The sequence below is a fragment of the Bosea sp. AS-1 genome, from assembly GCF_002220095.1.
Lineage (GTDB): Bacteria > Pseudomonadota > Alphaproteobacteria > Rhizobiales > Beijerinckiaceae > Allobosea.
In genome coordinates this window covers 38,738-62,511 of sequence record NZ_CP022371.1, presented here as the reverse complement: position 1 = coordinate 62,511, position 23,774 = coordinate 38,738, and the positions used below count along the sequence as shown (strand labels likewise).

The following is a 23,774-nucleotide window of genomic DNA, read 5'->3' as shown; positions in this document are numbered from 1 at the left end:
CGCGAAGCGATCGGCAGCCGCCGTCTCGCGATGGGGGCCGCGTCCCTCGCAGGCCTGAAGGCCCGCTTGTCCGCAACCCGCCCATGCTCGCCCTGGCAGCCGCCGCCCCCTGAAGCGGCCCGCTGGGGCCGGTTCTGGTCGACCGCACCCGAGGGGGCGTCGGCAAAGGCCCGACAGCTCCCAAGGTGAAACCGAGAAAGGATCACACCATGACCAAGACCGCCCGCTCCCCTCGCTCCACCGCCCGCGTCATCCCGCTCCGCCGCGGCACGACCCTCGAAATGGTCCGCCTCGCCTGCCCCGACGCCGCGCAGACGCTGCGCATCTCCGAGAGCTTCGGCCTCGCCGTCCTCGACAGCGACGGCATCCGCGACCTGCACGAGCGGCTCGTCGTCGAGACCGCCGACGCCCTGAAGGACGGGCTCAGCGACCGCGCGATGGAGATCCACCTCCAACGCATCGTCGGCTCCTACGTCGGCTCCGCGCATGGCGCCGGCCAGTTCTACTCCCGCGCCGTGACCGAAGCTCGCGAGGCCACTGCCAAACTCGCCAACGACGCCCGCGACGAAGACCTCGACGGCCCCGTCGGCTTCGACAGCCAGGCGCAGCGCAAGCGCGAGTTCGCAGCCGACATGGGCCTTCAGGCGCACGCACTCCGGATGGCGGCCGAGGGGCCGTCGCCGCCTACGAGCAGGTCATCGGCGAAGCCTGGAAGCCATTCGAACGGCAGGTCGAGCACGCCGGCGAGACAGTCTCGAAGAAGGCCGCAGCGGCCCAGATGTCGGCGTTCGAATAGCACTCTCGGCGGGGCTCCGGCCCCGCCTTTCACTCTGCTCTCTCTGAGGGCCGGTCGCGAGACCGGCCCTTTCTTCGTGCCGCCGACAAAACCAAGACAAGACCAATGAAAATCTAAAGAGCGGCGCTCCGCGCCCGCGGCCCCTCCCCGATCCGTGGTCCATGCGGCGGATGCCACGCACGCGCAACGGCTTCGCCGTCCTCCGCTGCGCTGCGGCCCTGCGGGTGCGCGAGCGCGCGATGCCGCCGCCGCGGACCCCGTGAGGGGCCGCGGCAGGCGCGGCCTCCAAAACGGAGGTCATTGAAATGAGCAGGAAGGAAGAGAAGCCGCGCGCCGACGTCTACGCGCGCATCACCGATCGCATCGTCGCGGACCTCGAGCGCGGCGTGCGCCCTTGGGTCAGGCCTTGGAGCGCGGCGAATGCCGTCGGCCGCATCACACGGCCTCGGCGCCACAACGGAATGCCCTACCAGGGCATCAACGTCGTGCTGCTCTGGTCGGAGGCGGTGGCGCGCGGCTTCGCGTCGTCGACCTGGATGACCTTCAAGCAGTCGCTCGAGCTCGGCGGACACATCCGCAAGGGCGAGAGCGGGACGATGGTGGTCTACGCCAACAAGGTCACCAAGACCGAGACGGACGACAACGGCGACGACGTCGAGCGCACGGTGCCGTTCCTGCGCGCCTACACGGTGTTCTGCGTCGACCAGATCGACGGGCTTCCCGAACAGTACTACAAGGCCGCGGCTGCGCCGGCCACACCGCCGGCGCAGCGCATCGCGCACGCCGAGGCGTTCTTCGCCAACACCGGCGCGACGATCCGGCACGGCGGCGACAAGGCTTACTTCGCGCCGTCGCTCGACCTCATCCAGATGCCGCCGTTTGAAAGCTTCCGCGACGCGGAGAGCTACACGGCGACGCTCGCGCACGAATGCGTGCACTGGACGGCGCCCGCGCACCGCGTCGACCGCGATCTCAGCCGCTACGCCAAGGACCGCAGCGAGCGCGCCCGCGAGGAGCTGGTCGCCTTATCCTGACACTGTGATCCTGTCTCAGAATCAGGCATGGGGAGGCATCATCGGCGGTTCCGATGAGGCTCTTCAGACGTCCGAGTCAAGCGTTCCCGCAGCGTAAGCGAGGACAACGCTTGACGCGGCGGCGACTCCACAAGCTTGTTCATGGGGTGCAGGCAAAGTCCTGCACCCCTGCCACGTGGCGAACGGGAGAGCGCGAGGGAACCCCTCGCATTCCAAACAAAAGAGTTGCGCCGAAGGCGCTCCGTTCAGGTATCGTGCGTGCAGTTATATTTTACCGACCTTGGCGCTGTTTCGCGCCCGCTTTCCATAGATGGTTTCGCAGTGAACACTGCGCCCGGCGCGCTTGACACGGCCGAGCGCGCCGGGCTGATCGATGACATGCCCTTCATCCTGATGGATGACGGCAGCTACGATCTTGATCTCAACCGGTTCTTCCGCGCCTGTCCCGCTATGGGGGCGCGATCGCCGAACACGTGGCGCTCCTACGCACGCGATATTCTTGTTTGGGCACGCTTCCTCCACGAACGCCGCGGCGGCAAGACGGTCTGGCAGGCCGACCGCCATGACGTGTTGGCGTTTCATCGGGCACGGCGCCTGTCGGACGCCGCATACCGCATTTCGGCGTCGAGCTGGAACCGTTGCGTTGCCGCGCTTGACAAGCTTTATCGCTGGGCCGTTGAAGAGGAGATCATCACGACCTCGCCCTTCGGCTACGGCGTCGCGCTACGGCGGGCGTCGGGTAGGCGCGCCATGGTGGCCGTCACGACGAACCGGGCACGTGAGCGCGCAGCGCGTCGGCACGATACCCGATACATTGACCTCGGCCGCTACCTGCTTTTTCGCGACGTCGGGCTGAGAGGACGTCTGCCGGACGGTTCCGAGGATCCTGCGTGGCGTGGCCGCAATGGGGAGCGGAACGCCCTCTTCGCCGAGCTTCTCGTCACGACCGGTTTGCGGCTGACCGAGGCCGGCAGCCTGCTCCTGACGGAGCTTCCGCGCCTGACCGAGGCTGGATCGCGCTCAGCGCCGTTCGATCTTGCCGGTCCGATCGCCAAGGGCGGACGGCCACGGCGCATCCCTATTCCCCGCAGGGTGCTGAGGATGATCGCCGACTACATCGACTTCGAGCGCACGATTTCCGCCTCCCGGTCCGAACCGGCGCTGTCCGATCCGCTCTGGCTAATGCCGGTGGACAGGAAGGTAAGAGATGACGCAGGCAAGCGTGTTCGGGTCGACCGCCTGACGCCACGCGAGCGCCGGCGCGTGCTGATCGGTGCACCCGCTACGGCGCAGCATGCCGTGCTCTGGCTGACCGAATGCGGCCAGCCTGTCCCGCCGGCCACCTGGGAAGCTGCCTTCCGCCGGGCCTGCGTCCGCTGTCGTCGCTTCGGCATCGAGATCGACGTGACGCCGCATACCTTGCGGCATACCTTCGCCGGCAACATGCTCTCCATGCTGATCCGCGAGCAGATCGGCTCGGTGTTCGATCCGCAGGACCGGCACGGCGCGGCCTACCGGCGGATTCTCTGCGATCCGCTGCAGAAGCTGCAGCACCTGCTGGGGCACGCCAGCGTGACCAGCACCTACATCTATCTCGACAGCCTTGCCGAGGCGCAGGAGCTGGTCGAGGCGGCCGCGGATCGCTGGGCAGAAGATACGGCTGGAGATGCCGCATGATTGCCGCGATGACTGCCTTAAAGCGGTGGCCGGGCCGCCGTGCACTGTTTCCCGAAGCCTTGCCCGACCCCGAGGGTGAAGCCGTCGCTGCGATCGCGTCGCTGCGCTTCTCCGTCACGCTTGCGGACCGTAGCAAGACAATCGACCTGACGATGCTCAGCGGCCGCAGGGCGTTGGCCCGGAGTTTTGCCGGTGCTCTCTGGCGCGCCTGCCAGGTCGGCGGTCCGGCCGGCTCGATCTCGACCGCTTCCGCCTATGCCAATGCGCTTAAGACGTTCTGGCGGTATCTCGACGCCGTTAGTCCCCACGTCGTCAGATTGTCCGACGTGAGCGCCGCCTGCATCGACGGCTTCGACGCCTGGATGGAGGAGAGCGGCCTGCATCCCAATCACCGGCTGCACCGGATGAGCAAGGTGCTCAACTTGCTGCGGCTCGCCGAAGCCGCCGAGCCCGGCCGCCTGCCGCCCGATGCCTCGCGGCGCTTGATGTACACGAGCGACCGGCCGGGCGTGCGCGCCCGGCCGCGTGATGCCTATGGCGACGATATCGCGAAGGCGTTGCGGACCGCGGCACGCACCGATCTGGCCGCCATCATCCGTCGCTTCGCTGACGCAGATCGAATGCCGACGGTCGAGGACGCCTTTCGAAGCAGCGCGCTCGCGGCGGCACACGAAGCGGCCATGGCGGCGATCGATGCGGAAGGCGTCATTGGGCACAGGCATCCTCTCTTCAAGCGGCTCTACACACTCCGCCGTGAGAGCGGCTTGCCGAACGATCGCCTGATCCACGATCTGCATGGCCGCCGGCACCTGCTCGCCGCCGACCTCGTGTCGCTCATAGTCCTTGTCTCGCTCGACACGGGGCTCGAGATCGAAGCGATCAAGGACCTGCGGGCAGATTGCCTGAAGAATCCGGCGGGTGGCTATGTCGAGATTGAGTATTGTAAGCGGCGGGCGCGCGGCGCTGAGTGGAAGCGGCTGCGCGTGCGCGACGGCGGTTCCTCGACTCCGGGCGGTCTGATCCGCAAGGTGCTGCAGTGGACCGGCCCGGCGCGAGACCGGCTCGGCGCCGATACGCTCTGGGTCCACTACGCCTGGGGCCGCTTGATCCCGCGCGTGCTTGGCATGAAGGAGCCTGTGGCTTCATGGACCCGCCGGCATGACATCCGCGATGAACAGGACCAGCCCCTTCGTCTCAACCTGACTCGCCTGCGCAAGACTCACAAGGCGGCATGGTACCGGCGCACGGGCGGCCAGCTCGAGCGCTTTGCCGTTGGGCACAGCACCGCGGTTGCGGCCAATCACTACGCCGACATTCCCGCGCTTCGCCATATTCACGAAGCCACGATCGCCGACGCCATGAGCGATGCGCTTGACGCAGCCCTGCGTCCCTGCGTGCTGTCGCCGGACGAGGAAGCGGCCGTCCGGGTCGATCCCGACCACGCGACCGGTCTTCCCATTTCCGGCGCCGCCGCTGTCACCGCGTTGCTCCGCGGCGAACAGGATGTCTGGCTCGCCAGTTGCGGCGGGTTCTACGCGAGCCCGTTCGGCCCAGAGGCGAAGCCTGTCCGTCGCCCTTTTGGGGCTGTCTCGAATGCAGCAACGCGGTGATCACGGCCCGCAAGCTGCCCGCGCTGCTGTCGTTCCTCAGCTTTATCAGGACGCAGAGACAAGCGCTCACCGAAGCCGACTGGACGACCAAGTTCGGCCGCGTTCATGGCCGGATCGCCGATCAGATCCTGCCCCGGTTCAGCGAAGCCGAGATTGATGAGGCGCGACAGGCTGCGGCTGCGGACCCGAGGCTGATCTACCTTCCGCCTGAAGCGGGAGCGCCATGATGCCAGCACCGATCACACTTCCAGCCAGACCTTCTTTGCCCTCGGTCATTTACAGTGACGACGAGCCCGTGCTCGCCGGCGTCGCAATCAGGGACGATGCCGACCGCGCGCAGCTCCACCGTTTCGGTGACGATCACTGGGATTTGAGCGCCGCCATCTTCCGGGTGAACGCGCGCTACAGCAATTACCGGCTCAACTTCGCCCGCATCGCCGATCCGGTCACGCGCCGTCTGGCGAAAGAGTATGTAATCGCCCGTCTGCGCATCCACTTGCCGGGATATCGTGCGCCTGCGGCGCGACCTCGGCGATCCGGCTTCTGCGCTACATCCAGCACTTTGCCGCGTTCCTTCGGACGCAGCTCGGCGCCGTCGACCTCGGCCGAGTGGATCCGGCTTTGCTCGACGCCTATCTGGTGCATGCCCGCGACGGCGGCCGGAGAACGCCCCACGAGACGGTGAAGTATGTCGAGGTGCCGATTGACCTGCACCACCTGGCGCCGTGGCTGACCGGCGGCGGTATCGGCTTTCTGCCGTGGCGCGGGCACGCCGCGCACCGTGTCGCCGGCCGGCCGCCGGCGCCTGCCGAGAACGCCACGCCGCGCATTCCCGAGCCGGTCATCGGCGCCATGCTTCGCTGGGCGCTCAAGTATGTTGAGATCTATGCACCCGACATTCTCGCGGCGCGGGCGGAGCTGGATGCTCTCGAGGCCCGCTGCGCCCGGCTGATGGCGCGGGATCAGCAGACCGGACGGGCCGTCGCCAGGACCTATCGGGCCCGCGTGGCGAAGTGGCTCGACGCGCGCCGGGCTGCCGGCCGGGGTATCCCGATCTGGGAGCGCGCGCCCAACGCCGCCCGCCGGATCGATCCGCTGACCGGCCAGGAGCTGCCACCCTACAATCTGCACTTGATGCGGCTGCACGCCGGTGCGCCGGAGAGCGGCCGCGTCAGCCAGTCCGAGGCGACCGCGCGACTGATCGAGGAGATGGCTGCCGAGCTCGGAACCGAGGTTGGCGGTCTCGATACGCCGATCTCCATTGATCCGGACACCGGCCTGTCATGGCGCGAGCGCTTCGACGGCCTCAGTCTCGCCCGCGAGGAGCGGATGCTGCAGGGCGCCTGCTATATCGTCTGCGCCTATCTCACCGGCATGCGCGACAGCGAGGTGCAGGCGATGCAGCCGGGCTGCGTGTCGCCGGTGCGTAGCGGCGACGGCCTGGTCGAACGCTATCGGGTGCGCAGCACCGTCTACAAGCGCCATGGCCCGCGCGGCGTGACGGCCGACTGGATCACCATTGAGCCGGTCGCCCGCGCCGTGGAAGTCATGGAGGTGCTCTCGGCGCGCAATCGCAAGGAGAAGGGACTCTCGTCCCTGTGGGTGACGCTGAAGGATTGGCCCTGGAGCGCCGATCACCTCGGCATGGGCGCAACGGCAACGCTCAATCTGTTCCGCGACGGCCTGGACGCGCGTTCGGAAGGCGGACCAGCGATCCCGCGCCCCGGCGACGAGCCGTGGAAGTTCACGACGCGGCAGCTGCGCCGCACAATTTCCTGGTACATCGCCAACCGGCCGTTCGGCACCATCGCCGGCAAGATCCAGTACAAGCACGCCTCGGTCGCCATGTTCGAAGGTTATGCCGGATCGGCGCGGGCCGACTTCCGCCTCGCCGTCGAGCGCGAGCGCGCGCTCGGCCAGCTCGACGACATTGTCGCCCATTACGAGGCCTATCTGCGCGACGAAGGTCCGGCCGGACCGGGTGCGGCGCGATTGCGACGGGAGTTCGCCCGCGTCCACGACGAGATCGGTGATCTTCCCGGCCGGATCATGGACCGCAAGCGGTTGCGCACCACGCTCGCCCATCTCGGACGGACGTTGCATGTCGGCTTCCTCAATGACTGCCTCTTCGATGCGGCGACCGCCCTCTGCCTCACGGACGTGGCGGATCCCGAGCGAACGGCGCCGGCGCTTTCCCGATGCAGTCCCGATCGCTGCCCGAACGCCTGTCTGACCGCCCGGCATCGCGAGCCGTGGCAGGCCTCGATCGCCGAGGGCGAAGGGCTGCTTGCCGACCGGCGCCTGTCGCCGTTGCAACGCGAAGCCATCGCGCGCGACAACGAACGCAAACGCCGGCTCATCGCACCCCTGATAGAGGGCGCCGCATGAGCGCGCTCGGCCCGAAGAGCGAGGCGGCGCTGCGGGCGGCGATGGCACGGCTGCTCGACGGCCGCCCCGAGCGCACCGACGGCGCGCTGACCGTCGCCAACCTGGCGCGCGAGCCGGAGTCAGCCGGGCGACGGCGAACCGTGCGGTCGATGTTCTCGCCGAGTTCCGTGCCGCCGAAGCACGCCACCGGCGAGCCACTCCGAGAGCCCTCAAGGAGCGCATCCGCGCGCTCGAGGCCGAGCTGCGCGCCGTGCGCGGCGCCGAGATCGCCGAGCTGCGCGGCCTCGCCCGCACGCTCGCCCAGCACATCCAGGTGCTGACGCTGCAGATCGCCGAGCGGGATGCGGTGATAGCCGGTCTGCAGGACGAGCTTGACCGATCGCGCGAGGCCAAGGTCGTCGCGCTGCGACGCCCGCCGCGAGACGGCGCCGGCTGAGAGCCGCGCAACTGCCTATCGTCGACCGGTCTTGCGGTCGTCGGTCATGGGTGCCTCTTCAAGCTCGCCCGTCGAGGCAGGGGCTCGGGTGTGGCAGACGCTGCCAGCCCATCAACCCTGTTCCGCACCAGCACCGAGAACAGGGTGTGACGGGCCGGCCCCCCCGCGTCTGCCCCTGCCGCCTCGCCCTCGACGGAGAGGGCGAGCTGAAGGAGGCACCCATGACCACAGATCGCAGCAACTCGACCCGGACTGATATCTACGAGCGTGTCACCAGCCAGATCATCGCCGCCATCGAAGCCGGCGCCGGCGACTACCGGATGCCGTGGCATCACGACGGATCGGCCATCACCACGCCGGTCAACGTCGCCTCGTGCAAGGCCTATCGTGGCGTCAACATCCTCTCGCTCTGGGCCGCGGCGCACGCGGCCGGCTATCCCGCCGGCATTTGGGGCACCTACCGCCAATGGCAGGCGCTCGGCGCCCAGGTTCGCAAGGGCGAACGCGGCCATCTGGTCGTGTTCTGGAAGACCACCGATCGCGGCGATGCGGACGCCCAACACGGCGACGAGGATCGCGACGAGCCCGCCCGGCGGATGTTCGCCCGCGGCTACACCGTCTTCAACTGCGCGCAGGTCGACGGCTACACACCGCCCGAGACGCCGGAGCTGCCCGAGGTCGAGCGGATCGAGCGGGCCGAACGGTTCTGCGCGGCCCTCGGCATCGACATCCGCCACGGCGGACCGCAGGCCTACTACCGCCCGTCTACCGACCAGGTGCAGATGCCGGAGTTCGCCTGCTTCCGCGACGCGGTCGCCTACTACGCCGTGTTGCTGCATGAATGCGGCCACGCTTCCGGCGCCAGGCATCGCCTCGACCGCGATCTTTCCGGACGCTTCGGCTCGGCCGCCTACGCGATGGAGGAATGCACGGTCGAGCTCTTGAGCGCGATGATCTGCGCCGATCTCAACCTGAGCGTCGAGCCGCGACCCGACCACGCCCGTTACATCGCCTCCTGGCTCAAGGTGCTGCGTTCCGACTCGCGCGCCATCTTCACCGCCGCGAGCAAGGCGCAGGAGATCACCGACTGGATGCACGCGCAGCAGGTCGGCGATCGCCAGCACGAGGTCCGGGGCGCCGCATAGGCGCCCCTGCTCGATCAGTTGACGGTTCGCTCCTGGAACAGCGTCTCGATCAGCGGACACTCCGGGAGCGTGCCGTCGCCGCACTGGGCAACGACGTCCTCGAGCACCCGCTCCATGCGCCTCAGGTCGGCGATCTTCGCCCGGACGTCGGCAAGGTGGACGGCAGCGACATCGCGTGCTTCGGCACAGGGCCGGTCGCGCTCGTCAACGAGACGCAGGAGCTCACGGATTTCGTCAAGCGAGAACCCGAGCTCGCGCGCCCGCAAAACGAAGCGAAGCCGCCGCTCGTGAGTGCTGTTGTAGCTGCGATAGCCGCTCGCCGTGCGCGGCGGCTCGGGCAGAAGGCCGACCTTCTCATAATAGCGCACCGTCTCCAGATTGCAGCCCGTCCGCCGGGCGAGCTCGGCCCGCTGTATGCCCTTCATCCCGGCGTGATCGCCCATCGCAAAAAGCCCTCTTGACTCTGTAGTTGCTACAGACTGCACACTAGCGCCTGGATAGGAATTCGGCAAGGAAAGCGAGTCCTGACATGAATGCATCGCGATATGGACCAGCAGACATTGCACCGACTGCAGCGAAGCTGACGACGCCCGAGCAGAATGAGGTCCGGCGGCAGCGCCTGGTCGCAGTCGGCGGTATTCTCGGCGCCATCGGCGCCTCGTCCTGCTGCATCATTCCACTCATCCTGTTCAGCCTTGGTATCAGCGGTGCCTGGATTGGCAATCTGACGGCACTTGCCCCCTACAAGCCCTTCTTCGTCGCTGGGACGACAGGCGTTCTCGGCTACGGCTTTTACCTCGTCTACTGGAAGCCACGGCGAGCCTGCGCCGACGGCGAAGCCTGCACACGCCCCGCCCCCAGCCGCCTCGTCCAGATCGGACTCTGGATGGCAACGGTTCTCGTCGTTGCTGCCTTCGCCTTCGACTACGTTGCTCCGCTGCTGCTTTCCGCCTGATACCGAAAGGAGAGCCTCCCCCTATGAAGAGTTTGAGCGTTTGCACCCTGATCGGCTCGCTGATGCTGGCCCCTGCCGCCTGGGCCGGCGAGCGCACCATCACCTTCGCCGTCGACAACATGACCTGCGCCACGTGTCCCTACATTGTGAAGACCACGATGGCGGCGGTCCCCGGCGTCGCGAATGTGACCGTCTCCTTCGAGGCGAAGACCGCGACTGTCACCTTCGACGATGCGAAGACGAACCCCGATGCCATCGCGGCCGCCAGCATGAATGCCGGTTATCCGGCCCACCCGAGGCAGGGCAGTTGACATGAACGACCTTGCCCTGGTCCGCACCGGCGTGGCGGCGGCATAATAGCTGCGATCTGCTGCGTGACACCCATTCTTGCCGTCCTGCTGCCGCTCGTCGGTCTGGGCGCGTGGCTCGTCAGCGCGGATCTGATGGCGTTTTCACTGCTGGCCGTCAGCCTGGGACTCATAGCGTGGGGCCTCTACCGCCGCCGGGCGAATGCGGCCTGCGGCGAGAGCAAGAACCACAAGGAAGCCTGAAGCCATGAACGATTGCTGTGCATCCTCCTCCGGGACAAACCTGCCGTTTCTCAGCCCGCGACACTGCCGAGCTTCGCCGTGCGGCCCGATGTTACGTTTCCGGACTGGTCGGCCGTCACATTGCCGGCGGTCCGAGACGCCTTGCAGGCGATGGTCGGCTCCGACCACGTGCTCAATCGCTGGAGCGGCTACGATCCCACCACGGACCGCGTGCGCGTTGCGTTGCTCCAGCTCTACGCCGAAGACGGGCAGGCCCCGGCTATAGGCGCGCTTGCGGAACGTGCAAGTTTGAGCGAGACGGCCATCTGGCCGTTGCTCGCAGAACTTCGCCGGCGCGACCTCGTCGTTCTCGACGGCGAGCAGATCGTCGGTGCCTATCCCTTCACCGACCGCGACACCGGCCATCGGGTCACGCTGGACGGACATGTTCTCAACGCCATGTGCGCGGTCGACGCGCTCGGCATCGGCGCCATGACCGGTCGTGACGTCGCGATCGCCTCGCAATGCCGCCATTGCGGCGCGCCGATCCGGATCACGACGCGTGAGCGAGGACGGGCGCTGGCCGCCGTCGCGCCGTCGACGGCCGTCATGTGGCAAAGTGTCCGCTATGAAGGCGGCTGCGCCGCGAGCTCGCTCTGCGCGACGACCGCCTTCTTCTGCTCGGACGAGCATCTCTCCCTCTGGCGCGACGAACGTTCTGCCGACAAGCCGGGTTTCCGGCTGTCGATCGAGGAAGGACTGCAGGCTGGCCGCGCTCTGTTCGGGCCGAGCCTTGCTGGACTCGATACGGCGTCGAAGAGCACGGCGGTCGCAAGCCGCCCCTTCCCGGCCAACGGCCGCAATGGTGGCACCTACGACCTCGTCGTGATTGGCGCCGGCTCGGCCGGCTTCTCTGCCGCGATCACCGCCGCTGATCAGGGCGCCCAAGTCGCGCTGATCGGCAGTGGTACCATCGGCGGCACCTGCGTCAATGTCGGCTGCGTACCATCGAAGACCCTCATCCGCGCCGCTGAGACGCTGCACAACGCTCGCGTGGCAGCCCGTTTTGCCGGCATCACAGCCGAGGCCGAACTGGCCGACTGGCGCGGAACCGTTCGTCAGAAGGACGCGCTGGTTTCGGAGCTGCGCCGGGCCAAGTATGTCGACCTGCTCCCCGCCTACAACGGCATCGCGTATCGCGATGGGCCGGCGCGCCTCGTCGACGACGGTGTCGAGGTGAATGGTACACGCATTCCGGCCGGCAAAATCATCATCGCTACCGGCGCGCGGCCGGCAATCCCCGCCATCCCTGGGATCGAGACCGTGCCGTATCTGACCAGCACGTCGGCGCTCGAGCTTGAGAAGCTGCCGTCCTCACTGCTCGTCATCGGCGGCGGCTATATCGGCGCGGAACTCGCCCAGATGTTCGCCCGTGCCGGCGTCAAGGTGACGCTCGTCTGTCGCTCGCGACTGTTGCCTGAGGCCGAGCCGGAGATCGGCGCGGCGCTGACGGGGTATTTCGAGGACGAAGGGATCACTGTCGTCTCCGGCATCGCCTACCGTACGATCCGCAAGACTGAGGGCGGCGTTTCACTGACCGTTACGCGCGACGGCGAGGATATTGCTGTCGGCGCCGATCAGGTGCTGATTTCCACCGGCCGCACGCCCAACATCGAAGGCCTCGGGTTTGCCGAGCACGGGATTGCCATCTCGCCGAAGGGCGGCATCGTCGTCGATGACCGCATGCGCACGACGCGCGCTGGCATCTATGCCGCCGGCGACGTCACCGGCCGCGACCAGTTCGTCTACATGGCTGCCTACGGTGCCAAGCTCGCGGCCAAGAACGCCCTTAACGGCGACAGCCTGCGCTATGACAACAGCGCCATGCCGGCGATCGTGTTCACCGATCCGCAGGTGGCGAGCGTCGGGCTGATCGAGGCCGCAGCGCGCGCCGCCGGGCATGCGGTCCGCGTCTCGACGATCGGTCTCGACCAGGTGCCCCGTGCGCTTGCCGCCCGCGACACACGTGGGCTCATCAAGCTCGTCGCCGACGCCGGCAGCGGCCGGCTGCTTGGCGCGCACATCCTCGCGCCGGAAGGCGCCGACAGCATCCAGACCGCAACACTGGCAATCCGGCAGGGGCTCAGCGTCGACGATCTGGCGGACACGATCTTTCCGTACCTCACCACCGTCGAGGGCCTGAAGCTCGCGGCGCTAGCCTTCGACAGGGACGTCGCCAAGCTGTCCTGCTGCGCCGGTTGAATAGTGGCAAGGGCCTCTGAGCACCCCTCGAATCTGTCTCACGCGTCGAGATCGATCGGAAGCGTGTGGATTTTCAGACAAATGCCGCCGAAAAATCCGCCTGAGACAGGTTGACTGTTCAGATAAATCGCGGAGCTCGGCGCCTGCTTCCTCAGTGCGGACCTCGGTATCGTGCCCGAGCTCGAGCCGCGCGCCGACCACGCGAGCTACCTCGCGTCGTGGTTGGAGGTGCTGTCCAATGACAAGCGCTTCATCTTCTCGGCTGCGGCGCACGCGCAGCGCGCCGTCACGTACTTGCACGGCTTTCAACCGAAAGCGGCCGAGGTCGACGAGGCGGCTTAAGTGCGCCAGTTTCCGTGCGGTGGGTGATTGCGGCCACCGCTCCCTTTCTCCAGCATCCGAAGGCCCCGCCGGCAGGCGGGGCCTTTCTTGTGTCCTTCGTCATTGTTGTGGCGACCGGGAGTGAGAGCTCCCCACCCCTCGCCATTCCGTCACGTCGCGAGACAGGCTGGCGCAGGCCGCGGCTTTCCGAGGCGGCAGCCCGCTGTTTGGATGATCAGTCTCCCTATGTCGGCCGTGCGCGTGCGCCGCGATCGCGTCTCCCCGGTCGTCCGGCGTTGATCGCCGGCCGGGAGGCCTTGGACGAAGCGGGGCAAGCGTGTTCGAGTGGTGCCTGAAATGCCGCCGCGGGGATGCAGCGTTCCGACGGTTGCCGCGTCTCCTCATCGTTCGGCCTGGCGCGCCCACTGCGTCCTCGATTTGGCATGTCTATCCGAAGGCCGTCGTTCGCTGCGCTCCGTCTCGATCTCAAGACCGCAACGGCCGTTCTCGGCTTTCTTCCCCTGGCCGCTGCGCGCCCATTCCTCGCGGGGCAAGAAAGCCTCGCCCTGGCCGTCCTCCACTGCGTTGCGGCCCTTCGGGTGACCGGTCCGATCGCCTTCGGCTGACGACTGCCATCGAGGTCGCGATGGTCGCGGCCCGAGAAACGGAAGAGGACACGAACATGGCTACCATCGGCAACTTCACCGCCAACGGCAACGGCTTTGTCGGCACCGTCAAGACTCTCGCCCTGGGCACCGTCAAGACCAAGATCGTCCCGGCCGAGCGGAGCTCGGACAAGGCTCCGGACTACCGCATCTTCGCGGGCGCGAACATCGAGTTCGGCGCGATGTGGAAGAAGAAGTCCCAGGACACCGGCCGCGAGTACCACTCGGTCAAGCTGGACGACCCGAGCTTCCCGGCTCCGATCTACGCGACGCTGGTTGAGGTCGAAGGCGAGGAAGGCTTCTCGCTCATCTGGTCGCGATCGAACCGCGACTGAGACGCTGCGACGAAGGCGCCGCCTGCCGGCGGGGCCTTCGGGCGCGCGCGGAAAGGAGAGCGATGATGTGCAAAGTCTTAAACGCACGGAAGGTCGGCAAGCACTCAACGGCCGGCCGTGTTTACATTGGCCGCCCGAGCAAGTGGGGCAACCCGTTCGTGATCGGGCGCGACGGCACGCGCGCCGAGGTCATCGCGAAGTACCGCAAATGGGTTGTCGCGCAGCCCGAGCTCATGGGCGCACTGGACGAGCTGCGCGGCCGCGATGTCGTCTGCTGGTGCGCGCCGCACGCATGCCACGGCGACGTGCTCGTCGACCTCGCGAACCGGCGCGGGTGAGACGCGCCTTGCGAGCCCGTCCGAACGCTTCGGCCGTGGACGGGCTCCGCCACGCCGCCGGATCGCAGATCGATTCCCTCGCTCGTCACCGCGGGGGAATCCGAAGGATTCCGGGCGTGTCGCGGCGGCTGCCCGCCGCAAGACGACATCAGCGGTTCGTTGATCTCCCGTTCAACGTCGGATCTCGGCTAACATACGGACACAAGATGAGGCGCCGAATGCTTGAGCAAGTGGATGACGCTCTATGGGTCGTGGACGGCGGGAACGTCAGCTTCTATGGCGCGCCGTACCCAACGCGTTCAGTCGTCGCTCGATTGGGTGATGCCGACCTTTGGATATGGTCGCCCGTAAAGCTCACCCCGGAATTGCACGGCGACATTGACCGTCTGGGTCGTGTCCGCCACCTCGTAAGCCCCAACAAGCTCCACCACTTGTATCTGAAGGAGTGGCGCCAGGCTTACCCGGAGGTGGCGCTGTGGGGACCGCGTCGACAATCAGAAAGCGTCCCGACCTCTCCTTCCGCGAGCCGCTCACGGAAAGCCCGCCGCGCGAGTGGAGTCCCGACATTGACCAGGCGTGGTTCCGCGGCTCTTTCGCCATGGATGAGGTCGTCTTCTTTCACGCTCCCTCCGGGACCGCGATCGTCGCGGACCTCATCCAAACGTTCAGCGATCGATTTCTGCGAGAGCACTGGGGATGGTGGCGCTTTCTGGCGCGCCTCGACGGCCTCACCCAGGAGCAGGCTTGCGCGCCACTTGAGTGGCGGCTGTCGTTTATCAACCATGCGCCAGCGCGCCGCGCGCGGGAGAAGGTGCTGAACTGGAAATGCCAGCGTGTCGTCGTCGCTCACGGCGAGTGGGCGCGCGCGAACGGGCATGCTTTCCTGGAGCGGTCATTTCGTTGGCTCGGCACTTAACGGACATCACCGGCGTCGTCGCCAGCCGTCGCCTCGAGACCGTCCGAAGCCCGCGCTCGCAGACGCGCGGCGGCGCCGCCGCCTCTTTGAATCAACCGTTAGGCTGATCCAGTCGCGCAAGGCGGTCCGGCATGTCGAGCAGCTTCATCGCCGCCGCGGCAATGGCCTCACCGATCGTCGATAAGTCTCTTCCGAACTCATCGAGACGCCGTCGGGAAACGTCACGGTCGCTTGGTAGCCGTTGCCCTTGGGCGTGGCTGAAAGTTGGACTGCGGGCATGTTGCGGCTCCTTTCTCCGCCTGTCGAAATCCTCGACCGGCACGCGGTCACTGCGCTCGAGCGTCGCCGAGGTCTTTGACCCTCACCATGAGCGTCATGGCGTCGAGCGGCGACTCCTTGAATCCGCAACCGAGGTAAAACTGCTTCGCGCGCTCCGAGAGCGCATGCACGACGAGCAGCGCCACGCCGACGCGCTCGGCCGCCTGCAGCACTCTCGAGGCGGCGTCGCGAAGCATGGCGTGGCCAAGGCCGTGCCCTTGCTCGTCGCGCGCAATGGCGAGACGGCCCAGGACCACAACAGGAAGCGGGTCGGGCATATTGCGCCGAAACCGGCCCGGCGCGGCGTCGAGATCGATTCCTCCGCTGGCGAGCGCATAGTAGCCGACCACCCGCTGCCCCCGGCAGACGACGTAGGTTCGCGAGGCGCCACTGACTTGGTTGGCTCGTGCGCGCCGGCCCAACCATGCGTCGAGTGTCGGCTCGCCGCTGTCGAACCCGTCGGTCTCGTGGTCCTCCCGCAGCGCCTCCGGAGGGCTGAGCGGCGCGGCTGCAGTCAGCCCTGCCACGGCGACGGCGTCTGCATCAGCTTGCGCAGGCTGGCGTCAGCGGACGGTGGCTCATCGAGGTATGCGGTCAGCCCGTCGTAGGTCTTGGCGTCGACACGGAACAGAACTTTGTCGAGCAGCGCCTCCTCGGCGGCGAACCGGGCGGCGTTCAGCATGAACTCGGACCTGTTCTTGCCGGTCGCCGTGGCGGCGCGGTCGATCAACCGCCGGTCCTCCGGGGAGACCCGTAGGTTGATCAGCGAACGGGATTTGATGTCCTTCTTGCGTGCCTGCGCCATGCTGCCTCCAAGGCCCGCAATATGGACCATGTAAAGACAATGTAAAGCACCAAGCGCTTTCGCTCTCGCTACAGCACGCCCCAAGCCCGGTACCGCCCCCGCCCGGTCGCCTCGCGCAGGCCGAGTTCGGCCACCAGATCCTGCGCCGCGCGTGGGGTGATCTTCAGTTCCTCCGCAATCATGCCGCCGGAGACGATCGGCCGGGTCATCACGTAGTCGAGCAGTGCCGGCAGCCGGGAGGTGGAGCGGCGGCCAGCGAGCTTGCGGGCGAGCAGGGTGCGGGCGGTCAGCCAACGGTCGTGGTCCTTGAGGCCGGCGTCGGCCGCCGCGGCGATCGCCTCGAGCTGGACAGCGAGGCGACCGGCACGATCGGGTGGCCGCCGCCGCTCGCGCGGGATCGTTTTCAGGCCGTCATGGAGGCAAGGCAGGTGCGCGCGCGCCTTGCCGCGCGCCCGCAGCAGCGCGGCGGCGAGGAGCCGGCCGAGCCAGGGCGTGTGCTGCAATGGCTCGATCGCGCTCCAGGCGTCGGCCGCGACCGCCGCCGCCAGGGTCGGCGGCAGAGCGCAGCTCTCGTCGAGAACGGCGCGCCACGCGTCGAGTCGCGCGTCCTCGTCCCAGTCGAGATCGTAGACCAGTGGATCCCGCTTTGGGCTGCGCCGCGCCTCCGCCATCGCCTCGCCAGCCAGGGTGCGGTCGGCCTGCGCGATCGCCGCGTCGACCGCCGCGAACATTTCGGCCATCCTTTCGTCCGCAGGTGCCGATCGCAACGGCTCGCCCGTATCCGCGTCGCTCTCCTCGCCGTGGGCGTCAGGCAATCCATCTTCTTCCTCATCCCGTTGGCTTTCCGCGTCTCCGCGGGCCCGCCCTCCCCTGCCCGCAGCGCGGCGAGGCCGGCCGCCGACAGCGCCCAGTCGGGCCTCGCCTCGGCGATGCGCCGGCGCGTCCGCAGCACGGCGTGGGCGCGGGTGAGCTCGTGCGTCGGCGCGCGGACGTCCATGCCGGCGTCGTGGAGGACGAGGTCGTCGAGGTGGACGAGCTCGCCCTCGAGCCACAGACTGCCGCAGGCGTCGGTGAAGTGAGTCCGCGCGACAAAACCGTCGCGGATCGGGCTTTTCGCCAGCCGCTCGTCGAGTCGCGCGAGTGAATCCTCGGCCGCCGCCAGCGGCCCGGCAAGCTGGCTCCAGGGCAGCGGATCGGGTATTTGATAGGCCGAAGGCAACGCTTTGATAACCTTAATCGGAATCGGTCAAACGGAAGCTATCACGGCGTTCGCTTCCGTCACAGCGATACCGTTCCGCGCACTCCTCTCACTATCGATAATGACCTCTTATCGATAGTGATGGACACCCACTTGCAAATCGGCGATTCTGGCCGCCCGCAGCCCGGCAAATCACGCCCGCCGGGCGCCAGATCGACAGAGGACGCCGCCCCTGCCAGCCCCCTGCCCTCCTCCGGACGCCCTCGGCCGCCGCCGGCGGCCGTCACTCGGTGCGCGGCACCTGGCGCAGACGGCCGGCCTTGGCGAAATCCTGCAGCTTCTCGCGCGCGGCCGTGGCGAGCTTGGGGGAAGCGGTCCGTACCAGACGCTCGGTGGCGTCTGGCGGCCGGCGGCGCGCAGGTCCGGACCGGGCCAGGCGAAGACGTTCGCCTCGTTGCAGACGATCCAGGACCGCTGCGCGTCGAGCCCGAGACGCGCCTTGGTCACGGCCGGGATCTCGATCGCGGTCGCGGGGTCCACCGGCGGGCTGTGGGTCACCGGCACTACGATCGCGACGATCCGGTCGCCGTCGCGGCGCGTTGCCGCGACGAGCGCGCAGGGCCGGTTCTTGACCCCTTCCTCCGCGCCGCGCCGGTGTTCGTCGGCCCAGAGGTAGCTGTAGCTGAGCAGCCAGCCGACCTTCGGCTCAAGGCTCACTTCGCCTCGAACTCGGCATTCAGATGCTCATATCCGGGCGCCATCTCGCTCACCTCGAGCGCGGCGATGTCCTCGTCGGTCAGGTCCTCGGCCTTGACCGCGCGGCGGTCGCGGGCGCTGAGCCGCTCGTATTCGTCGTACGACAGGACGACGTTGCGCGGCCGGCCGTGCTTGGTGATCAGCACCGGCTGGCTGAGCGAGCGGTCGAGCGCCTCGCCGACCCGGTCCTGGAATTCGCTGGCACTGAGCGTGACGGCCATGGGAAATCTCCGTTTCCGCCAAAATAGCGAAAATCGGGATAATTTTCAAGCAGAGGTCGCAGGGTGGCAGTCCTCAGGTGTTTGCTGGAGCTTCTGGGACGCGGCGCGCCTCAGCCGGCGGCGCCACCTCGGCCGCCTCGACAGCGGCGATCTCCGTTTCGCTGAGATTGACCGTGCGCTCGACCCGGCGATCGCGTTTCTTCGCGGGCTCGAGGTTCTCAGGTACTTCGGCGGCGGTCTCCGTGACCATGAACTGCTCTCCTTTATCCCGAAATGTGCGGAAATCCCGCCGATACCGCAAGAGGCCTGCCGATGACTGCTCCTGTTCGCCTCCCCGATGCGGCCTCGCTGCAAGCCGTTCTCGCGGGCCTCGACCCGTGGCGGTCGACGCCAGCCTCGTCCCTGCCCTCGCCGCCGCCTTCCCCGGGTTCGACTTCAGCCTCGCCCAGGTCGACGACGCCTACTGGCGCGACACGCGCTCGGTGATCCGGCCGGACGGGACACAAATCGGCGAGCTGCGGCCGTGGATGACCGCCGAGCTCGCCAAGGACGGCGGTGACATCAAGGCGACCTGGGCGCGCTTGCGGGAGACGGACCTGCTGATCACGGAGTGGCGCGGGTCGAGCGCATTCGTCTTCGCGCCGACCGGCACGGCGCCGGCGGACTATATCCAGATCGCGCTCGGCCGCGAGGTCGAATGGCGCGCCGGGCCGATCGTCAACCCGGACTATCGACCCTGGGGTGAAGAGGAACTGCTCGATCCGGGCTGGCCCCGGGACAAGCCCCTGCCCGACACGGACCGCCTCTCCGGCCCTGTCTACCGCCTGCTCGATCGCGCCGGCGGTGCCTTCGTCCACGTCCGCAGCTTCCTCGACCGCTGCGGCCGCATCGAGCGCGAGAAGCGCGAGGCCAGGCGACCCGAGATGGAGCGGCGGGTCGTCCGAGAGACTGGGCCGCACGGGGCTACGCGCGAGACGCCCTTCCTGGATCTGGTGCCGGACTATTTTGAGTTCGTGCCCCGCGAGCTGCGCTTCTTCCGAGACTGGGAGGACTCGAGCGCCCGGACGCAGCGCGTCTTCGCGCACTGGGCGCTCGACGCGCGCGATTACACCCACAAAGGCGAGCGCGAGGTCGGGTTCATCCCGCGGCCGCTGAACGCGCCGCGAGAGCGCCTCCTGATGACGCCCGAGATGTCGGTCCATCAGCTCATGGACCGGATAGAGGCCGTCGACGGCGAGGTCGGCCTGCCCTTCGGCTGGTTCTTCCTGATGGCCCATGGCCACTGGGTCGAGCCCGATGTCGGCCTCGCGATCGCGGAAGGCCTCAAGGCGCAGCGCGTCCGCCTGCCGGACCCGGATGCGGCGGTGCTGCTGCGCTGGGCCGAGCGGACCTACGGATTCTGAGGCGGACATGGACGACACCGTAAAAGGCCGATTCCTTGACGCCGAATCCCGGCGCGCCGTGGAACTCGACACGCTGTCGGCCATCCTGCCGATGGACCGTCGCGACCGGCTGGCGCAGCTCCTCACCGACGACGACGTGGCGACACTGAAGCACCTCGCGCGCGAGGGCATGGGCGAGAACAGCCTGCGGGCGCTCGCCTCCGACCTGGCCTACCTCGAGGGCTGGGCGGCCGCCGCCACCGGCGGGCCGCTGCCGTGGCCGGCGACGGAGGCGCTGGCGCTGAAATTCGTGGCGCATCACCTGTGGGATCCGGCGCAGCGCGAGAACGATCCCCGGCACGGTATGCCGGCGGAAGTCGCGGCGGCGCTGCGCGCGGAAGGGCTGCTGCGCAGCGACGGAGCGCATGCGCCAAGCACCGTGAAGCGGCGTCTAGCGAGTTGGGGTACGCTGCACCGCTGGAAGGGAATCGAGGGTCCATTCGTCTCTCCGGCCTTGCGGTCCGCCGTGCGCCTGGCGGTGCGGGCCTCGCCGCGGACGCGCCGCCGCAAGAGCAGGCGCGCCGTGACGCGCGACGTCCTCGACCGGCTGGCGGCGACCTGTGCGACGGACCGGCTCGCCGACACGCGTGACCTCGCCATCCTGCTGCTGGCCTTCGCGTCCGGTGGGCGGCGTCGCAGCGAAGTGGCGCGGCTGCGGGTCGAGCAGCTGAGTGACGAACCGGCCGTCCCGCTCGATCCGACGGACCCGAAGTCGCCGACGCTACCGTGCGTCTCGATCCAGCTCGGCCGGACCAAGACCGGCGACGCCGACGACGAGGGCAGGGTGTTCCTGGTCGGCCCGCCGGTTGAGGCGCTGCGAGAGTGGCTCGAGCGGTCCGACATCCGCAAGGGTCCGGTCTTTCGCGCGATCGACCGCTGGGAGGCGCTCGATGAGCGCGCGCTGACGCCGCAGTCGGTCAACTTGATCGTCAAGCGGCGATGCGCAATGGCCGGGCTCGACCCGAGGGACTTCGCCGCCCATGGCCTTCGATCGGGGTATCTCACTGAGGCCGCTCGGCAGGGCGTAGCGCTGCCGGAGGCGATGCAGCAGTCGCAGCACCGGTCGGTCCAGCAAGCGGCGAGCTACTACAACGAGGCGGAGCGCGCGCAGGGTAGGGCGGCGCGCCTCCTGACGAGGTGACGGGAGGGGCCGAGAGCCGTGTTGTCAGCAGACAACATCGGGAGTGCGGCCCCGAAATGTTGTCAGCAGACAACATGCCGGGCGTTCCGGTCGGTTCTCGGTGCGTTTACTTTTCATTAACCCTTAAACGCTTGCAGCGACTCGGGAATCGTGTCTTTCTTGAGACGGAAAACTGCCGTCTGACGCAGACAAACCGTCTTGAGATCGCATGACGACCCTAGAGGAAGCCGAACTGCCGCCGATTGAGACCGCCAGCGGGCGGATCACTCGCCATGCCGGCATCCTTTCCGGCCAGCTCCGCTCGCTGGGAACGGCGCTCTTTCCGCCCGCCGCGAGCAAGTCGCTGCGCTCCTTTAGCTCGGGCGAGGTCGCGAAAATAGTCCGCGTCTCCGACGGCTACCTTCGCCAGTTGTCCCTCGACGGGCTCGGCCCGAGCCCAGTCATCGGCCACGGCGGACGCAGGTCATACACGCTGGCGCAGATCAACGAGCTGCGCGCCTATCTCGCCCAGGCTCGGCCGCGGGAGGCGTTGGATTTCTTTCCTCGACGGCGCGAGGGCGAGAAGCTCCAGATTATTACCGTCGCCAACTTCAAGGGCGGGTCGGCAAAGACCACGACTGCGCTCTACCTCGCGCAGTACCTCGCGCTCTCGGGATTACGGGTCCTCGCGATCGACCTCGATCCGCAGGCTTCCCTCTCCGCGATGTTCGGCTACCAGCCTGAATTCGACATCGGGCAGAATGAGACGATCTACGGCGCGATCCGATACGATGACCAACGCAGGCCCATGCGCGATGTCGTGCGGCCAACTTACTTCGACGGAATTGGCTTGGTCCCAGGCAATCTCGAACTCATGGAGTTCGAGCATCACACGCCACGCGCCATGATCGAACGCCGCGAACGGGGACACGACCTGTTCTTCCGCCGCGTCGCGACTGCCATCGACCAGGTCGCGGACGACTACGACGTCGTCGTGATCGACTGCCCGCCCCAACTCGGCTACCTGACCATGGGCGCGCTGAACGCTGCTACTGCCATGCTCGTGACCATCCATCCCCAAATGGTGGATGTCGCCTCAATGAGCCAGTTTCTCCTGATGACGTCTGACTTGATGTCGGTGATCGAGGAAGCCGGTGGCCGGCTCGATCATGATTTCATTCGCTACGTCATCACGCGCCACGACCCGAACGATGTTCCCGAAGCTCAAATCGTCGCCCTGCTGCGAAACCTTTTCGGCTCTGACGTGCTGCAGGCAACCGTCTGGAAGTCGACGGCGATCGCGAACGCCGGTCTGACGAAACAATCGCTCTACGAACTCGATCGCGGGTCGGTCGGACGCGGCGCGTACGACAGGGCGCTGGAATCGGTCGACGCCGTCAACGCCGAGATCGCGCAGCTCACCAGGAAGGTGTGGGGCCGATGAGCAAGCGCACCGACACGATCAAGAACCTCTTCACCGCACCCCCGGCGCCCGCGTTGTCCGCTGACAACAATTCCCCGGCGGCACCGGCGCGCGTCTCCTCAGGAGCCGTCCGCTCGCTCAAGGACTCCTTCTCAGAGGTCGAGCGAGAGAACCAGGAGCTGCGCGACAAGATCGCGGCAGGCGGGATGATCATCGAGATCGACGCCGAGCTCGTCGATCCGTCACCGGTCAGCGACCGATTCCGTGACGACGACACCACAACCTACGAGCTCCTGAAGCAATCGATCGCGCAGCGAGGGCAAGAAGTCCCAGTGCTGGTGCGTGAGCACCCGACAACGCGCGGCCGATACCAAAGCGCTTACGGCCATCGCAGAGTCCGGATCGCCCGCGAGCTCGGAATACCCGTGCGGGCAATCTTGAAGGAATTGAGCGACGAAGCACTCGTGGTCGCCCAAGGCCTGGAAAATGCGCCACGCGAAGACCTGAGCTTCATCGAGCGCGCGATCTTTGCGGTGCACATCGAAGACGCCGGCCACAAGCGATCCGTCGTCCAGGACGCACTCGCGATCGACAGGGCGGAAGCCTCGAAATTGATTGCGGTCGCTAACGCAATCCCACGCGACATCATCGACGCAATCGGCAAGGCCCCGAAAATCGGACGCGGCCGATGGCAGACACTCGCCGACATGCTCGCGGACGGCGCGGCGGTCAAACGGACCAGAGCTGCGATCAGCGATGGAGCGTTCGCATCCGGGGATTCAGACAGCAGATTTCTTGCCGCGTTCAACGCGGCCGCCCGGCGCACCGAGCCCGACGCTGCGAAGAAGCTTCGATCCAGACCCGTGGTCGCTCACGACGGGCAGCGCATCGCCCAAGTCCAGCGAGCCGACCGCGCTCTCAAACTCTCTATCGACAAGAAGGTGCCTGCTGAGTTCGCAGACTTTCTGGTCAACCAACTCCCAGACCTGTTCGATGCCTTCACTAAGTCGGGCAGGGCGAAGGAGAGCGACGAGGCGTAGGCGCCTCACCCGTCAACCGCGAACCAGGAGCAGCACGGCAAAA

23 protein-coding genes and 6 pseudogenes are annotated in these 23,774 nt (G+C 67.4%); 22 read left to right on the top strand and 7 right to left on the bottom strand.

Going from position 1 to position 23,774, the window contains the following annotated elements; all coding sequences use genetic code 11:
• Positions 1-209 precede the first annotated feature (209 nt).
• The 9 genes and pseudogenes from CE453_RS01355 to CE453_RS01325 all read left to right on the top strand — a co-directional run bounded on the left by CE453_RS01355 (position 210) and on the right by CE453_RS01325 (position 9,086).
• A pseudogene (locus CE453_RS01355) lies at positions 210-796 on the top strand (hypothetical protein).
• A 305-nt stretch (positions 797-1,101) separates the two neighbouring features.
• Positions 1,102-1,821: pseudogene (locus tag CE453_RS01350) on the top strand (ArdC family protein); the annotation flags it as partial.
• A 267-nt stretch (positions 1,822-2,088) separates the two neighbouring features.
• Positions 2,089-3,507, top strand: a complete 1,419-nt coding sequence (locus CE453_RS01345) for a tyrosine-type recombinase/integrase (protein ID WP_089172860.1) — start codon at positions 2,089-2,091, stop codon at positions 3,505-3,507.
• Positions 3,504-5,117: a hypothetical protein gene (locus CE453_RS01340; RefSeq protein ID WP_248307718.1), complete on the top strand. Its 1,614-nt coding sequence runs from the start codon at positions 3,504-3,506 to the stop codon at positions 5,115-5,117. The genes CE453_RS01345 and CE453_RS01340 overlap by 4 nt, the downstream gene beginning before the upstream one ends.
• Positions 5,114-5,344: a hypothetical protein gene (locus CE453_RS29185; RefSeq protein WP_248307717.1), complete on the top strand. Its 231-nt coding sequence runs from the start codon at positions 5,114-5,116 to the stop codon at positions 5,342-5,344. Before CE453_RS01340 ends, CE453_RS29185 begins: the two co-directional genes overlap by 4 nt.
• Entirely contained in the window at positions 5,341-5,802 is a 462-nt protein-coding gene (locus CE453_RS29180) for a hypothetical protein (RefSeq protein ID WP_248307716.1), read from the top strand. Before CE453_RS29185 ends, CE453_RS29180 begins: the two co-directional genes overlap by 4 nt.
• The gene (locus CE453_RS01335) at positions 5,739-7,505 is read left to right on the top strand and encodes a hypothetical protein (protein ID WP_248307740.1); all 1,767 of its coding nucleotides are present in this window, start codon (positions 5,739-5,741) and stop codon (positions 7,503-7,505) included. The genes CE453_RS29180 and CE453_RS01335 overlap by 64 nt, the downstream gene beginning before the upstream one ends.
• A gap of 250 nt (positions 7,506-7,755) precedes the next feature.
• Positions 7,756-7,941: a hypothetical protein gene (locus CE453_RS29175; RefSeq protein ID WP_248307739.1), complete on the top strand. Its 186-nt coding sequence runs from the start codon at positions 7,756-7,758 to the stop codon at positions 7,939-7,941.
• Positions 7,942-8,162: 221 nt separating this feature from the next.
• Positions 8,163-9,086, top strand: a complete 924-nt coding sequence (locus CE453_RS01325; protein ID WP_089172864.1) for an ArdC family protein — start codon at positions 8,163-8,165, stop codon at positions 9,084-9,086.
• A gap of 14 nt (positions 9,087-9,100) precedes the next feature.
• Here the strand turns inward: CE453_RS01325 and CE453_RS01320 are convergent, their stop codons facing one another.
• A complete protein-coding gene (locus CE453_RS01320) occupies positions 9,101-9,529 on the bottom strand; it encodes a MerR family transcriptional regulator (RefSeq protein ID WP_089172865.1) in 429 nt (142 codons plus the stop codon).
• An 86-nt stretch (positions 9,530-9,615) separates the two neighbouring features.
• On the opposite strand from CE453_RS01320, the gene CE453_RS01315 reads away from it, so the two are divergent.
• The 8 genes and pseudogenes from CE453_RS01315 to CE453_RS29545 all read left to right on the top strand — a co-directional run bounded on the left by CE453_RS01315 (position 9,616) and on the right by CE453_RS29545 (position 15,408).
• Entirely contained in the window at positions 9,616-10,041 is a 426-nt protein-coding gene (locus CE453_RS01315) for a mercuric transporter MerT family protein (protein WP_089172952.1), read from the top strand.
• A gap of 23 nt (positions 10,042-10,064) precedes the next feature.
• Entirely contained in the window at positions 10,065-10,352 is a 288-nt protein-coding gene (locus CE453_RS01310) for a heavy-metal-associated domain-containing protein (RefSeq protein WP_089172866.1), read from the top strand.
• A 63-nt stretch (positions 10,353-10,415) separates the two neighbouring features.
• Positions 10,416-10,592: a mercury resistance system transport protein MerF gene (locus CE453_RS01305; RefSeq protein ID WP_248307738.1), complete on the top strand. Its 177-nt coding sequence runs from the start codon at positions 10,416-10,418 to the stop codon at positions 10,590-10,592.
• Positions 10,593-10,596: 4 nt separating this feature from the next.
• Positions 10,597-12,833: pseudogene (gene merBA / locus CE453_RS01300) on the top strand (bifunctional organomercurial lyase/mercury(II) reductase MerBA).
• A gap of 126 nt (positions 12,834-12,959) precedes the next feature.
• Positions 12,960-13,175: pseudogene (locus tag CE453_RS01295) on the top strand (zincin-like metallopeptidase domain-containing protein); the annotation flags it as partial.
• Between the two features lie 625 nt (positions 13,176-13,800).
• Positions 13,801-14,154, top strand: a complete 354-nt coding sequence (locus CE453_RS01290) for a DUF736 domain-containing protein (RefSeq protein WP_089173004.1) — start codon at positions 13,801-13,803, stop codon at positions 14,152-14,154.
• A gap of 62 nt (positions 14,155-14,216) precedes the next feature.
• Entirely contained in the window at positions 14,217-14,492 is a 276-nt protein-coding gene (locus CE453_RS01285) for a DUF4326 domain-containing protein (protein ID WP_349236621.1), read from the top strand.
• 475 nt (positions 14,493-14,967) lie between these two features.
• Positions 14,968-15,408 (top strand): hypothetical protein, encoded by a 441-nt coding sequence (locus CE453_RS29545; RefSeq protein ID WP_349236620.1) that lies wholly within the window; start codon positions 14,968-14,970, stop codon positions 15,406-15,408.
• 91 nt (positions 15,409-15,499) lie between these two features.
• Here CE453_RS29545 and CE453_RS29170 read toward each other — a convergent pair.
• From CE453_RS29170 to CE453_RS29430, 4 genes and pseudogenes are all read right to left on the bottom strand, one after another.
• Positions 15,500-15,687: pseudogene (locus CE453_RS29170) on the bottom strand (hypothetical protein).
• Positions 15,688-15,734: 47 nt separating this feature from the next.
• Entirely contained in the window at positions 15,735-16,253 is a 519-nt protein-coding gene (locus CE453_RS01270) for a GNAT family N-acetyltransferase (RefSeq protein WP_089172951.1), read from the bottom strand.
• Complete coding sequence (locus tag CE453_RS01265) at positions 16,241-16,531, bottom strand: type II toxin-antitoxin system TacA family antitoxin (protein ID WP_089173002.1); 291 nt, start codon at positions 16,529-16,531, stop codon at positions 16,241-16,243. The genes CE453_RS01270 and CE453_RS01265 overlap by 13 nt, the downstream gene beginning before the upstream one ends.
• 68 nt (positions 16,532-16,599) lie before the next feature.
• Positions 16,600-17,583 (bottom strand): RHE_PE00001 family protein, encoded by a 984-nt coding sequence (locus CE453_RS29430; RefSeq protein ID WP_349236619.1) that lies wholly within the window; start codon positions 17,581-17,583, stop codon positions 16,600-16,602.
• Between CE453_RS29430 and CE453_RS29540 the strand changes: the two genes are divergently transcribed.
• The gene (locus CE453_RS29540) at positions 17,505-17,675 is read left to right on the top strand and encodes a hypothetical protein (RefSeq protein ID WP_248307736.1); all 171 of its coding nucleotides are present in this window, start codon (positions 17,505-17,507) and stop codon (positions 17,673-17,675) included. The genes CE453_RS29430 and CE453_RS29540 overlap by 79 nt on opposite strands.
• 767 nt (positions 17,676-18,442) lie before the next feature.
• On the opposite strand, the gene CE453_RS01250 is transcribed toward CE453_RS29540, so the two are convergent.
• Together CE453_RS01250 and CE453_RS28375 are read right to left on the bottom strand one after the other, a co-directional pair.
• Entirely contained in the window at positions 18,443-18,706 is a 264-nt protein-coding gene (locus tag CE453_RS01250; protein ID WP_089172950.1) for a type II toxin-antitoxin system prevent-host-death family antitoxin, read from the bottom strand.
• 73 nt (positions 18,707-18,779) lie between these two features.
• Complete coding sequence (locus tag CE453_RS28375) at positions 18,780-18,956, bottom strand: hypothetical protein (protein WP_248307735.1); 177 nt, start codon at positions 18,954-18,956, stop codon at positions 18,780-18,782.
• 62 nt (positions 18,957-19,018) lie between these two features.
• Here CE453_RS28375 and CE453_RS01245 point away from each other — a divergent pair.
• The 4 genes and pseudogenes from CE453_RS01245 (at position 19,019) to repB (ending at position 23,731) form a co-directional block, all read left to right on the top strand.
• A pseudogene (locus CE453_RS01245) lies at positions 19,019-20,109 on the top strand (hypothetical protein).
• Between the two features lie 7 nt (positions 20,110-20,116).
• Positions 20,117-21,289, top strand: coding sequence for a site-specific integrase (locus CE453_RS01240; protein ID WP_089172949.1), 1,173 nt, complete (start codon positions 20,117-20,119; stop codon positions 21,287-21,289).
• A gap of 208 nt (positions 21,290-21,497) precedes the next feature.
• Positions 21,498-22,712, top strand: coding sequence for a plasmid partitioning protein RepA (gene repA, locus CE453_RS01235; RefSeq protein WP_089172948.1), 1,215 nt, complete (start codon positions 21,498-21,500; stop codon positions 22,710-22,712).
• The gene (gene repB, locus CE453_RS01230; protein WP_089172947.1) at positions 22,709-23,731 is read left to right on the top strand and encodes a plasmid partitioning protein RepB; all 1,023 of its coding nucleotides are present in this window, start codon (positions 22,709-22,711) and stop codon (positions 23,729-23,731) included. The genes repA and repB overlap by 4 nt, the downstream gene beginning before the upstream one ends.
• The last annotated feature ends 43 nt before the right edge of the window (positions 23,732-23,774 follow it).